The organism is Pseudonocardia sp. ICBG601, assembly GCF_020496245.1.
Genome location: NZ_JAHLJA010000006.1, coordinates 18,482 through 31,536 on the forward strand (window position 1 = coordinate 18,482; position 13,055 = coordinate 31,536).

9 protein-coding genes and 2 pseudogenes are annotated in these 13,055 nt (G+C 74.6%); 6 read left to right on the forward strand and 5 right to left on the reverse strand.

Annotated features, from left to right (window positions below; translation table 11 throughout):
- Nucleotides 1-84: 84 nt before the first annotated feature.
- Nucleotides 85-630, forward strand: a complete 546-nt coding sequence (locus KPL57_RS05885; RefSeq protein ID WP_226350820.1) for a DUF4334 domain-containing protein — start codon at nt 85-87, stop codon at nt 628-630.
- A gap of 37 nt (nt 631-667) precedes the next feature.
- On the opposite strand, the gene KPL57_RS05890 is transcribed toward KPL57_RS05885, so the two are convergent.
- Complete coding sequence (locus KPL57_RS05890; protein ID WP_226350821.1) at nt 668-2,629, reverse strand: AarF/ABC1/UbiB kinase family protein; 1,962 nt, start codon at nt 2,627-2,629, stop codon at nt 668-670.
- Between the two features lie 170 nt (nt 2,630-2,799).
- Between KPL57_RS05890 and KPL57_RS05895 the strand changes: the two genes are divergently transcribed.
- Complete coding sequence (locus KPL57_RS05895; RefSeq protein WP_226350822.1) at nt 2,800-4,260, forward strand: serine hydrolase; 1,461 nt, start codon at nt 2,800-2,802, stop codon at nt 4,258-4,260.
- Nucleotides 4,261-4,484: 224 nt separating this feature from the next.
- Nucleotides 4,485-5,459 (forward strand): alpha/beta hydrolase, encoded by a 975-nt coding sequence (locus KPL57_RS05900; RefSeq protein ID WP_226350823.1) that lies wholly within the window; start codon nt 4,485-4,487, stop codon nt 5,457-5,459.
- 89 nt (nt 5,460-5,548) lie between these two features.
- Here the strand turns inward: KPL57_RS05900 and KPL57_RS05905 are convergent, their stop codons facing one another.
- Nucleotides 5,549-6,661 (reverse strand): YncE family protein, encoded by a 1,113-nt coding sequence (locus tag KPL57_RS05905; RefSeq protein ID WP_226350824.1) that lies wholly within the window; start codon nt 6,659-6,661, stop codon nt 5,549-5,551.
- A 120-nt stretch (nt 6,662-6,781) separates the two neighbouring features.
- Between KPL57_RS05905 and KPL57_RS05910 the strand changes: the two genes are divergently transcribed.
- Nucleotides 6,782-7,993, forward strand: a complete 1,212-nt coding sequence (locus tag KPL57_RS05910) for a cytochrome P450 (protein ID WP_226350825.1) — start codon at nt 6,782-6,784, stop codon at nt 7,991-7,993.
- Between the two features lie 101 nt (nt 7,994-8,094).
- On the opposite strand, the gene KPL57_RS05915 is transcribed toward KPL57_RS05910, so the two are convergent.
- Both KPL57_RS05915 and KPL57_RS05920 read right to left on the reverse strand, forming a co-directional pair.
- Nucleotides 8,095-9,759 (reverse strand): GMC oxidoreductase, encoded by a 1,665-nt coding sequence (locus tag KPL57_RS05915; RefSeq protein ID WP_226350826.1) that lies wholly within the window; start codon nt 9,757-9,759, stop codon nt 8,095-8,097.
- A 5-nt stretch (nt 9,760-9,764) separates the two neighbouring features.
- Complete coding sequence (locus KPL57_RS05920) at nt 9,765-9,914, reverse strand: hypothetical protein (protein WP_226350827.1); 150 nt, start codon at nt 9,912-9,914, stop codon at nt 9,765-9,767.
- A gap of 32 nt (nt 9,915-9,946) precedes the next feature.
- Here KPL57_RS05920 and KPL57_RS05925 point away from each other — a divergent pair.
- A pseudogene (locus KPL57_RS05925) lies at nt 9,947-10,874 on the forward strand (IS5 family transposase).
- Here the strand turns inward: KPL57_RS05925 and KPL57_RS05930 are convergent.
- A complete protein-coding gene (locus KPL57_RS05930) occupies nt 10,837-11,130 on the reverse strand; it encodes a hypothetical protein (RefSeq protein WP_226350828.1) in 294 nt (97 codons plus the stop codon). The pseudogene KPL57_RS05925 and the gene KPL57_RS05930 overlap by 38 nt on opposite strands.
- 295 nt (nt 11,131-11,425) lie before the next feature.
- Here KPL57_RS05930 and KPL57_RS05935 point away from each other — a divergent pair.
- Nucleotides 11,426-13,055: pseudogene (locus KPL57_RS05935) on the forward strand (Tex-like N-terminal domain-containing protein); the annotation flags it as partial.

Here is a 13,055-nt window from a genome sequence, read left to right on the forward strand (position 1 = left end):
ACCCGGTACCCCGCGAGCAGGGGCGGAGCGGGGTGCGGGTTGTACCGTTGATCGACACGCCGACGTTTCGATGGAGAGCTCGCGATGACCAGCACCGCACCGGCCGACACGCTCCGACACCTCGCGCACGGCGCCACCCTGGAGGAGGGCCTCGGCTTCTTCGACGCGCTGCCCGCCGTCGGGGTCGAGGAGATGCTGGGCGACTGGTCGGGCGGTGAGATCCCCACCGGCAACCCGATGGACGGGCTGCTGGCCCGCTTCGGCTGGCACGGCAAGCGGTTCGACGGCGTCGACGACGTCCACCCGCTCGTCATGGACCACCCCCGCGGCGGCCGGTTCTCCCTCAACCCCGCCCTGGTCCCGCTGCCCGCGCTGCTGCGCTACCCGGCCGCGCTGCGCAACGCGACCCTCGCGCGGATCGCCCGCACCGCGGGCCCCGCGCTCGCCACCCGGGCCCCGAAGGCGCGGTTGCGCATCACCGAGTACCGCGGGGTCGCCAGCGCCACCATGTGCTACGACGACCTGCCGATCCACGACGTCTTCCGCCGCGTCGACGACGACACCGTGCTCGGCGCCATGGACATGCGCGGCCTGGCCCAGCCGTTCCTGTTCTTCCTGCGTCGCGAGTGACCGGCCGTCTCCCGCCGAGCGCCGCCGCGCCGCGGTCTCAGGTCCGGTAGGAACGGACGAGGGCACGCAGCCCCAGCACGGCCGCGACCATGAGGAGCAGGTAGCCGAGCAGGCCGTTGAGCGCGAGGCCGGGTCCGACCTCGGGACCGGTCGGCGCGGTCAGCAGCAGTGCCGCCATCAGCCCGGTCGCGGCGGCGAGTGCGCTGGTCACGAGCTGGCCGACGACACCGGCCGCCGGACGGGCGAGGTGCCCCGCCCGGGGGGCCACGCGGACGGTGAGGGTGCCGGCCTCCAGCGCGCCGACGATCCGGTCGACGCGGTGCGGGAGCCGCCGCAGCATCGGCAGGAGCAGGACGGCTTCGGTGGTCAGCCGCCGCCTCAGGTCGTCGGGGTCGGTGCCGGTGGTCAGCCGGGTGGTGGCGTACCGGCGGGCTTCGGCGACCAGGTCGAACCCCGGGTCGAGCGCGGTCAGCGTGCCGTCGAGGGTGCCGATCGCGCGGAACACCGCGGCCAGCTCGGGCGGGGCGGTCACGCCGTGGTCGGCGAGGATCCGGACGAGGTCGACGAACACGGCCGGGTCGGTCCCGCCCCCGGAGGCGGTGAACCGGGCGAGGAACCGGCCGAGGTCGCGGTCCAGGCGGCGTTCGTCGAGGGCGTCGGGGGCGTCCGCGATCTCCAGCAGGACGTCCCGGACGTCGGACGCGTCGCCGCCGTCGACGGCGACCAGCAGCCGGACCAGCGACGCCCGGAGACCGGCGTCGAGGACACCGACCGAGCCGAGGTCGAGCCAGACCAGCTGCCCGGCTCCGTCGGGGGTGTCGGTGTAGAGGATGTTGCCCGGATGCGGGTCGGCGTGGAAGCGGCCGCCGACCATGATCTGGGTGAGCAGCGCCTCCAGCAGCGCATGCGCGAACCGGGGTCGCAGCTGCGGCGGGGCCTCGGTGACCGGTCGGCCGTGGATCCGCTCGAGGACCAGCAGCCGGGCCGTGCTGTGCTGTGCGTACACCGCAGGCGTGCGGACCACGGCGGCCGGCCCCGGGTCGACCGCGGCGAGGTTGCGCCGCTCCATCCGGAAGTCCAGCTCCTCGCGCAGCGACGCCGCGAAACCGTCGACCAGCGCGACGACGCCGAGCCGCGCCGCCCACGACGCGCGCCGCTCCAGGCGGCGGGCGAGCCGGGCCAGGATCTCCATGTCGTCGGCGCCGACGGGGGCGATCCCCGGCCGCTGCACCTTGAGGACGACATCGCCGCCGTCGAGCAGCGTCGCGGTGTGCACCTGGGCGATGGACGCCGTCGCGAGCGGCTCGGGGTCGATCCGGGAGAACACCGTGGCGGGGTCGGCGCCCAGCTCGGTCCGGATCACGGTCTCCACCGCGCTCCACGGCACCGGGCGTGCCCGTGACTGGAGGTGGGTGAGCTCGTCGACGAACTCGGGCGGGAGCAGGTCCGGCCGGGTGGCGAGGATCTGACCGAGCTTCACGAAGGACACGCCCGCGTCCTCCAGCGCCGCGCGGACCGACCGGGCCAGCCGGGTCCGGCCCTCCGGGGTGGCGAGATCGGGACGCTGACGGGTGAACACGTACGCGGCCAGGCCGCGCCGGAGCAGGATCCGGGTGATCGCCGCGAAGCGCCGCGCACGGGACCGCCGGCCGGGGAGACTGCGGACCAGGGCGACCGGCCCGGGCAGCGACCCGCTGGGCACCAGCACCTCGGCCAGGACCAGCAGCACCATGGCGAGCAGCGTCGCCAGCATGCCGCCGAGCAGCACGTACCACAGCAACGGGAACGGTGCGGGGATCGCCGTGGCCGTGGCCGTGGCCGTGGCCGCGACCGCGGCCGGGGTGATCGCCTCCATGATCGGCACGGCGGCCCCGAACGCGACGGCACCGGCCGCGAGACGGCGCGACACCGAGAAGTCGAGCTGCAGCGGGCGGCTCACCACCCCGCTGAGCAGCAGCGTCCCGAGTACGGCCGTGATCGCGCTCCCGAACCAGTCCACGCCCGAAGCGTCCACCGAGGACGGTCGGAGCGGGTCCGGGACACCCCCGGGATCACCCGGACACGTGATCCCCGGCGGGTGACGAGGGTCGTCCCGGATGTCCGGCGCCCCGGCCGGTTCGACGATCGTCGGGAACGGCGCCGGTCCGGTGCGCCCGAGGGAGGTGTCCGGTGCGACGATCCGGTGTCCGAGCAGTCCGCGTCGCGGCCGTCGTGGTGAGCACGATGGTCGCCCTGCTGTGCGGGGCGGCCGCCCCGGCCGTCGCGGCCACCACACGGCTCGGCGACGATGCCGTCGTCGACGACTACGTCGGAGCGTTCCATCCCCCCGGCCTCGCCGCCGCCGTGCTCACGCCGGACGGCCGCACCCGGTTCCTGCTCCGCGGCACCGACGGTCGTGGCGAGCCGGTCACCGAGGACACCCGCTTCCGGATCGCCTCGATGAGCAAGGCGTTCACCTCCGTCGCGGTGATGCGGCTCGTCGACGCCGGACGGGTCCGGCTCGACCAGCCGGTCGGCGAGCTGCTGCCCGAGCTCGACCTCGGCGACCCCCGCTCGGCCCGGATGACCCTGCGGCACCTGCTCTCCCACACCTCGGGACTGTCGAACGAGCGCTACGACGAGTACGCGCTGCCGGTCGCCGGCTCGACGGCGGAGGTCGTCTCCGACCTCCGGGGTGTGGGGCTGGTCGCCGAGCCGGGCACCCGGTTCGAGTATTACAACACCAACTACGTCCTGGCCGCCCGCGTCGTCGAGCGAGTGACCGGCCAGGACGTCGACACCCACCTCGCCGAGCAGGTCCTCGCCCCGCTCGGCATGACCTCGACGACCTCGACGGTGCGGTGCGACCAGCAGCCGCCCGACCTCGCACCCGGGCACATCGGGGCGTTCGCGGTGCGGGTGGCCGTGCCGGAGCTCCCGGGCCTGTGCGCCGGGAACGGCGGCGTCGTCTCCACCGTGGCCGACATGGCGACCTGGGCACGGTTCCAGACCGGTGACGGCACCACGGCCTCGGGACGGCGGCTGCTCACCCCGGAGTCGCTGCGGGAGACCCACACCGCACAGCCCGGGGCCCAGGGCTACGGCCTGGGCTGGCGAGAGGTCCCGCTTCCCGGCACGTCGCCCGCGGTCGGCCACGGCGGCACGCTGGCCACGTTCACCGGTGACATCACCCTCCGCGACGCCGGCGTCGCCGCGGTCGTGCTGACGAACTCCGGTGGCGCGCCGTCCGAGCTCACCGCCGCCCTCGTCGCCGTCGCCGAGGGACGTGTCCCCGCGGGTGCGACGAACCCGCTCACCGCGGTGGACCTCGTCCTGGCCGGTCTGACCACGACGGTCCTGCTGCTCGGTGCGACGGGGGTGTGGCGGGCGCGCCGGTGGGCCGTCCGGCGCGGCCGGGCCCGGTGGCGGCTGGTGGTCCCCGTCCTCCCGGTCGTCGTGGGGACGGCTCTCCCGTTCGTCGTGGGTGCCTCGACCGGCCTGACGGGGTGGGGCGCGGCCCTGTACGTGACGTGGCTGCTGCCGATGACCACCGTGCTCGCGGTGGCCCTGGTGGTGGCCGGGACGGCCGTGCTGCTCGCCCGTGTCTCCCACCTCCGGTGGCGCCGGTCCGACCGGCCCGCCGACGCGTGACCGGCGCGGGACCGGTCGTCACCCGGGCGCTCCGATGACGTGGGCCGCTCGCGGTCACGCCCTTCTTTGCTCCGCGGCTCCGTGGACGGCCCGGGGTCAGGACCGCCGGTGCGTGTCACCGTCGGCGGTGCACTTCAGCGGCTGAACGGAGGGCCCCACTGCTTATGGTGGGGCCACGGTCTCACGACGCGAGCCACGCGACCGACCCCACGAGGAGGGCCGCCATGCCCGTACACCCGTCGCAGATCGACCCGGAGCTGCGGCGTCGCGGAACGCTGATCCGCAGGATCCGGTCCGCACGGACCGAGGAGCAGCTGCGCCGATCGAGCGCCCTCCCCGGGCCCGTCGACCGGCTGCTGCGCAGGCGGGTGCCCGCCGGTCTGGTCCGCAGCGAGGAGTGGATCCGGCGGCCGGACGGGTCGCGGCTGCGCATCCTGGTCTACCGGGCGCGGGACGCCCGGCCCGATGCTCCCGGACTGCTCTGGCTCCACGGCGGCGGGTACGCCACGGGAGCCCCCGAGTTCGAGGCGTTCTCCCTCCGGCCCCTGATCGCGGGGAGCGGCGCCGTCGTCGTCTCACCGGACTACCGCCTCAGCCCGGTGGCGCCGTACCCGGCCGCGCTCGACGATTCCTACGCGGCGCTGCTCTGGCTGAGGGACAACGCCGTCCGGCTCGGCGTGCGGCCCGACCAGATCGCGGTCGCGGGCGGCAGCGCGGGCGGCGGGCTGACCGCGGCGCCGACGCTCTACGCGCGCGACGAGGGCGAGGTCGCCGTCGCCTTCCAGATGCCGCTGTACCCCATGATCGACGATCGCGGAGAGACCGAGTCCGGGCGGGACAACGACGCGCCGGTCTGGGACTCCGTGACCAACCGGTCGGCGTGGCGGTTGTACCTCGGCGACCTGTACGGCTCCGCGGACGTTCCGGCGTACGCGGCTCCGGCGCGGGCGACGGACCACGCCGGGCTCCCTCCGACGATGACCTTCGTGGGCAGTCTCGACCCGTTCCGGGACGAGACCGTCCACTACGTGGACAACCTGCGTGCGGCCGGCGTCTCGGTGGAGTTCCGCGAGTTCGCCGGCGCCTACCACGGCTTCGACGTGCTCGTTCCGAAGGCGTCGGCGAGCCGGGCTGCCGCCGCGTTCCGTGACCAGTGGTTCGGGCACGCGGTGCGGACCCACTTCGCCCCGCAGCCTTGATCGCGACCGGGCGAGCGGCACCGACAGGCCGTCGATGATCGAGGGGAGAGCGGGTTCCGCCCGTGCCGTCCTGCGCTCGTCGCGTCGGGCTACGAGGCGGGCCCGTCGACGACCTGGACGACGCCGTCGGCGGTGCCGGTGACGAACAGCCGCCCGGTGTCCGGGTCGACGGCGACCGTGTTCGGCTGGCGCACGGTGGGGATCCGGGCGACCTCCCGCGGCGTCGGCTCGGTCATGTCGTAGCCGACGAGCAGGTTCGCCCCGGTGGCGGTGACCCACACGCGGTCGCGGACCGGGTCGTAGGCGATGCCGTAGGGCTCCCCGGGCAGGTCCACCCGTCCGACCTCGGCCGGGGTGCCCGCCGGGTCGACGACGATCAGGTGCCCGCCCCGGGTGTCGGTCGCGATCAGGCGGCCGTGCCGGTCGGCGACCAGGTGGGTCGGGCCGTCCCCGGCCGGGAGCTCGCGGATCCCGTCGCCGGTCGCGGCGTCGTAGACGGTGAGGGTGTTCTCGCGGACGTCGACGAGTCCCACCCGGTCCCCGGCCGGGGCGAGCCCGGCGGGCTGGGTGACGTCGGTCAGCTGTCGCACCACCCGGTCCCCGCGGACCACGGACACGCTGCCGCCCGCCTCGTTGGCGACGAACACGGTCCCGGCCGCGGTCCCGGTCGCGTCGTGGGCCATCGGGCCGGTCATGACCTCGGAGGACACCCGGCCGTCCGGGAGCGAGACGCGCAGCAGGCCGTTCGCGCTCTCGCTCGGGACCAGCACCGGCCCGCCCGGCCCGGCGAGCTGCAGGTGACGCAGCACGCCCGGCAGCGGCACCCGCCCGGCGACGGCGGCGGTGTCGGCGTCGAGCAGCATGAGCCGGTCGGGCCGGCGCACCCCGACCGCGACGCGCCGCGTCGGCCCGTCGGCGACGATGCCCTCCGGGGCCGCCCCGACCGCGACGATCCGCCCGGGCGGGGTGCCGGTCACCGGGGGCGCGACGCCCGGCTCGGCCGGCGGCGGCAGCGGCTCGGCGAAACGCACCGGGGTGCCCGCCCGCCCCGGCGCCGCCGGTGTGTCGGCAGGCGGGGCCGCACAGCCCACCGCCAGGAGCACCGTGGTCAGGAGCGCCGTGGTCAGGAGTGCCAGGGTCAGGAGCGCCGGGGGCGCCGGGACGGCCGGCGCCCCACGGGTCGTGCGTCCGACTGTCGCCATCTCCCCAGCATCGTCGGCCGGGCCGGTGGCCGCGCGTCGGCCGGAGATCGTCTTGCACCATGAAACGATAGTCGGCTACCATTACGTCCTCGCAGACCGTGCGCACGAGGGAGTGTCACCGTGACGACCACCGAGGCCCCGCAGCTGCCGTTCGACCGTCCGAACATCATCGACGTCGCCCCGCTCTACGCCGTGCTGCGCCGCGAGGGCCCGGTCGTCCCGGTGCGCACCCCGGTCGGTGACCCGGCCTGGCTGGTCACCCGGCACGCCGAGGCCCGTGCCCTGTTCGCCGACCCGCGGCTCGGGCGCTCGCACCCCGAGCCGGAGAACGCCGCTCGGGTGTCGGAGGCCGCGATCCTGGGCGGGCCCAGCGGTGCCTTCGAGCGGGAGAAGGCCGAGCACGAGCGGATGCGCAGGTTGCTGGTGCCCGCGTTCTCCGCCAAGCGGATGCGGCTGCTCGGCGACCACGTCGGCGAGCTCGTCGACGGGTGTCTCGACGACCTCGTCGCGGCGAAGGAGGGCGCGGCCGACGGCGTCGCCGACCTGCACGCCCACCTCGCGTTCCCGCTGCCGGTGCTGGTCATCTGCGAGCTGCTCGGGGTGCCGTTCGCCGACCGCGGCTACTTCCACGGGCTGTCCGAGCGGGTCGCCACGATCCGCTCCGGTGGCGACGCCGACGTCGCGATGGGGGAGTTCCGCGCCTACCTGGGCCGCCTGGCGGATGCCAAGCGTGCGCAGCCGGGGGAGGACGTCGTCACCGACCTCGTCCGCGCCCGCGAGCAGGACCCGGACTTCGGCGAGGAGGAGATGACCCGGCTCGCCGCCGCGCTGCTGTTCGCCGGGCACGAGACGACCGTCGGGCGGATCGACCTCGGAGTCCTCCTGCTCCTGACCGACCCCGCCCGCCGCGACGCCTTCGTCGCCGACATCGACGGGCGGCTGCACGGCACCGTCGAGGAGGTCCTGCGGCTGTCCTCGCCGGGTGGGCTCGCCCTGCTGCGCTACGCCCACACCGACATCGAGGTCGGCGACGTCACGATCCGCCGCGGCGACGCCGTCATGATCGCGACCGCCTCGGCCAACCGGGACGCCGAGGTCTTCGCCGACGCCGACGCCTTCGACCCGACCCGTCGGCCCAACCCGCACGTGTCCTTCGGCTACGGCGGCCACTTCTGCATCGGCGCGAGCCTGGCGCGCACCGAGCTCGCGACGGTGTTCGCGCGGCTGTTCCGGCGGCTGCCCGGGCTGCGCCTCGCCGTCGCCCCGGAGGATCTGGAGGTGCGGGCCGAGCAGGTCACCGGCGGGGTGCGGTCGCTGCCGGTGACCTGGTGACCGGTGACCTGGTGACCGGGGACCGCGGCACCCGCTGATCTCGCGTGGCGCCCCGTGCGCGGAGTGCCACGGACGGCGGCGGGTCGCCACGGGCGCGGCGGTCAGAGGCCGTCGCGCAGGATCCCGTCCATCGCCCGCTCCACGATCGCGGCGATCGTCCAGGACGGGTTGGTGCTGCCGGTCGACCCCGGCACCAGCGCCCCGTCGACGACGTGCAGCCCCGGGTGCCCGGTGACACGCCCGCGGTCGTCGGTCACCCGGCCCAGGACCGCGCCGCCCAGCGGGTGCCACGTCACCGGGTCCAGGGTGCCCAGGTCGAGCACCCCGGTCGGGGCGTCCGCGGCGCGGGCGACCAGCCCGGACAGGCCCGACGGCAACTGCGCGGCCAGGCCGGACACGGTCCGGCCCAGCCCGACGCCGAGCGGGGCGTCGGGCGCGATCAACCGCTGGGTGAGGTCGCGGACGGTGCGCTGGGCGTCGGCGTCGCCGTCGGTGGGCCAGTGCAGGACGGCCTCGCCGGTGGCGGTGTCGAAGCGGAACTCGCCCACCGGGTCGCAGGCCCCGAACCCGGGCAGCGACATCGCCCGGATGTCGAACGGCAGCGGTGCGGGACCGTAGGTGAGCGTGACGGCCTCGGCGCGGTCGTCGGTGGGCGGGCGGATGCCGGCCGCCATCGGTCCGGCCTGCGGTCCGCCCGCGGGCTCGGGGACACCGACGCGCAGCTGGATGCGGTCGCCGTTGTTGCCCCAGAACCGGCCGGCGTCGGCGGTGAGGTCGGGCAGCGTCCCGGTCTCGCGGGCCCGTACGAGCAGCCGGGAGGTGCCGGTCGACCCGGCGGCGAGGAACACCGCGCCGGTGGTGAGCGCGATCCGCTCCTGCACGACGCCGTCGGTGTCGATCCGCTCGACGTCGAGCCGGTAGCGGCCGCCGCCGAGCGCGTGCAGGTCGGTGACCCGGTGCAGCGGGGCGACGGTGACCAGACCGGAGGCCTCGGCGTCGCGCAGGTAGTTCTTGTCCGACGACAGCCGCGCCCCGGAGTTGACCCCGGAGAAGTACTCGCCGACCGACATCGACGGGGTCGCGCGCCCGGCGAACTCGGCGCGCACGACGTCCCAGTCGGTGGCGTTGGGCAGCAGCTGGGCCGTCAGCCCCGCGCGGCGGGCCTGCTCCAGGAACAGCCGGGTGCCGACGTGCGCGGGGTGGGCCAGGACGTCGTCGGGGATCGGCGAGACCCTGACCCGGGCGGCCGCGCGCGGGTAGTGGACCGCGGCGAGCTCGTCGTGGTCGATGCCGGGGATCGCCGCGGAGAACACCGCCGCGTCCGGCCGGATCCAGACTCCGGCGTAGACCAGGGTCGATCCGCCCACCCCGGCCCCGCAGAGCACGCTCATCCCACGCCCGGACACCTTCTCGAACAGTCCGGTGTAGGGCTTGTACAGCGTCGGTGGCTGGCCGGGGAACACCGGCGCGGGCGTCAGCCACGACGAGCGACGGTCCGGGCGCAGGAACGGCGGGAACGTGTCGGCGGCCGGGGTGGTCCAGCGGCGGCCGCGTTCGAGGACCAGGGTGCGCACGCCCGCCTCGGCGAGCCGGGCCGCGGCGATCGACCCGCCGAGCCCGCTCCCGACGACGACGGCCGGAGCGGACATCGCGGTCACGTCCCGGCGCAGCAGGGCGGGCGCGGCGTTCGCGGTCCCGGCGGCGCCGAGCGCGGCGGCGCCGAGCGCGGCACCGGTCAGGAAACCCCGGCGGCTGGTCACCCGCATGCCGCTCAGCCCCCGATCCGGATGTCGGCGACGATCTCGCGGATCAGGCCGCTCTCGTAGCGGAAGGTCTCGTGCACCCGCGCGGTCGTGAGGCCGACCGGGCCCACCCCGACGGACAGGGTGAAGTCCGCGACCACGACGCCGTCCTCGCGCACGCGGTAGGTCTCCTCTGAGAGCGTGTTTGGAAATGGTGGGTGTGTCGGGATGGTCGACACGGCTGGGGTGCTCCATCGTGGTCGGCATGCAGGAACGACCGCGCCGGTACCCCTCGGACACCAGTGATGCCCAGTGGGTGGTGATCGAGCCGTTGTTACCGCCGCTCGCGCGGCGGGGGCGGCCTGTTGCTCATGCTCGTCGGGACGTGCTGGACGCGATCTTGTATGTCGTGCGGACCGGGTGTGCCTGGCGGGCGTTGCCGGTGGACTTCCCGCCCTGGCAGACCGTCTACTGGTACTTCAACCAGTGGGAACAGCAGAAGGTCACCGAGAAGATCCTCCCGGTCGTGCGGGGGCAGTTACGTATCGCCGAGGGCCGTGATCCGGAGCCGAGTGCGGGGATCATCGATTCCCAGTCGGTCAAGGGCGCCGACACCGTCGGCCAGGACTCCCGCGGCTACGACGCCGGGAAGAAGACAGGCGGACGGAAACGGTTCATCGTGACCGACACCCTCGGTCTGCTGCTGACCACGATGGTGTGCTCGGCCTCGGTACAGGACCGCGACGGCGCCAAGCCGATCCTGCTCAACCTCTACCTGCGCACCAGGGTGCGGTTCGTCTACGCCGACGCCGGCTTCGCCGGGCGACTGCTCGACTGGGCCGCCACGATCCTGCAGACAACGATCGAGATCATCCGCAAGCCACCCGAGCAGCGCGGATTCACCGTCCTCCCACGAAGGTGGGTGGTCGAACGGACCCTGGCCTGGCTCACCGCACACCGACGCCTGGCCCGAGACTACGAACGCCACCCCACCACATCCGAAGCCATGATCCGCTGGGCCGCGATCAACACCATCACCCGCCGCATCGCCCGTGGATACCCCGCCACCCGCCAGCAGAAACACACGACACCCTCAACCCACTAGAATTTCCAAACACGCTCTGAGACGCCGCGGATGATCCGGTACTGCGGGCCGTACCGCAGGTCGGCGCGCAGCTGGTCGCCGGAGAACCCGGTCGGCAGCCCCGCCTCGACCCGGGTCGCGGCCGGGTGGAACGGCACCGCGGAGGGGTCGTGGTCGACGAGCGCGGCCACGTAGGCGCGGGCCCCGTCGACCCGGCAGGCGTCGTCACAGGTGGACGCGGACGCGACCCCCGCACCCGCCCCGGCTGCGACCACGCCGATGGCCACTGCGACGACCACTGCGACGAGCACGGACAGCACTGGACCGAGCGATCTCACGGGAACCTCCGGGACCTGGGGGAGCGGTCGGGGACGAGGTGACGGGACCCGGGCCCGCGGGCGGGCCATGATCCACAGCGGGTCACGACGGAAGTCTGGCACGGGTGAGCGGGCGCTCACCCACCGGGTTCTCCATCGGATGTCGGACACTTGTCCGCGGTCCCGGAGGCACCCGTCCGGACGGGCGCGGGCCCGACCCCCACCCGGCGGTGGCGCCCGCGACACCGTTCGCGACGATGGGGCGGTGACAGGCACGGCACCCCCGGACATCCAGCAGCACCGCTCGATCAACCAACGCATCGCCGACGAACTCGGCGCCCGGCCGGACCAGGTCGGGGCCGCGGTGGCCCTGCTGGACGAGGGCTCGACGGTCCCGTTCGTCGCGCGGTACCGCAAGGAGGCGACCGGCGGACTCGACGACGCCCAGCTCCGCACCCTGGAGGAGCGGCTGCGCTACCTGCGGGAGCTGGAGGAGCGGCGCACCGTCGTCCTCGACTCCATCCGCTCGCAGGGCAAGCTCGACGAGGCCCTCGAGGCCACCATCCTCGCCGCCGAGTCCAAGGCCCGGCTCGAGGACATCTACCTGCCCTACAAGCCCAAGCGCCGCACCAAGGCGATGATCGCCCGCGAGCAGGGTCTGGAGCCGCTGGCCGACGCGCTGCTCGCCGACCCGACGCTCGACCCGCACGAGACCGCCTCGGGCTACGTGACCGACGAGGTCGCCGACGCCGGCGCCGCGCTGGAGGGCGCCCGGTCGATCCTGGTCGAGCGGATCGGGGAGAACGCCGACCTCGTCGGTGGCCTGCGCGAGCGGATGTGGAGCCACGGCAGGCTGGTCACCACGGTCCGCGAGGGCAAGGGGAACGACCCGGCCGCGGCGAAGTTCTCGGACTACTTCGCCTTCGCCGAGAAGTTCACGACGCTGCCGTCGCACCGGATCCTCGCGGCCTTCCGCGGCGAGTCCGAGGAGGCGCTCGACGTCACCCTCGATGCCGGCGTCGCCGACGACGAGCCGAACCCCTACGAGGCGCTGATCGCCGCCGAGTACGGCATCGCCGACCGTGGCCGTCCCGGCGACGCCTGGCTGCTCGGCGTCGTCCGGTGGGCGTGGCGGACCCGGCTGCTCACCGCGCTCGGCATTGACATCCGGGTCCGGCTGCGCACCGCCGCCGAGGAGGGCGCGATCGGGGTGTTCGCGGCGAACCTGCGCGACCTCCTGCTCGCCGCCCCCGCGGGCACCCGCGCGACCCTGGGCCTCGACCCGGGCCTGCGCACCGGGGTCAAGGTCGCCGTCGTCGACGCCACCGGCAAGGTCGTCGACACCGCGGTGATCTACCCGCACGAGCCCCGCAAGGACCGCGCCGGGTCGCTGAAGACCCTGGCGGCGCTGTGCACGAAGCACGCGGTCGAGCTGATCGCGATCGGCAACGGCACCGCCTCGCGCGAGACCGACGCGCTGGCCGGTGAGCTGATCGCGGCCAACCCGGGCCTGAAGCTGACCAAGGTGATGGTGTCCGAGGCCGGCGCGTCGGTGTACTCGGCGTCGGCCTACGCCTCGGCCGAGCTGCCCGACATGGACGTCTCGCTGCGCGGCGCGGTCTCCATCGCGCGGCGCCTGCAGGACCCGCTCGCCGAGCTGGTCAAGATCGACCCGAAGTCGATCGGGGTCGGCCAGTACCAGCACGACCTGCCCGAGTCGTCGCTGTCGCGGTCGCTCGACGCGGTCGTCGAGGACTGTGTGAACGCCGTCGGGGTGGACGTGAACTCCGCGTCCCGCGCCGCTGCTGCGCCGGGTCTCGGGCATCTCCGAGTCCCTCGCCCCCGCGATCGTCGCCCACCGCGACGAGAACGGCCCGTTCCGGAACCGGCCCGCCGCTGACCGGCGTCGCGCGGCTCGG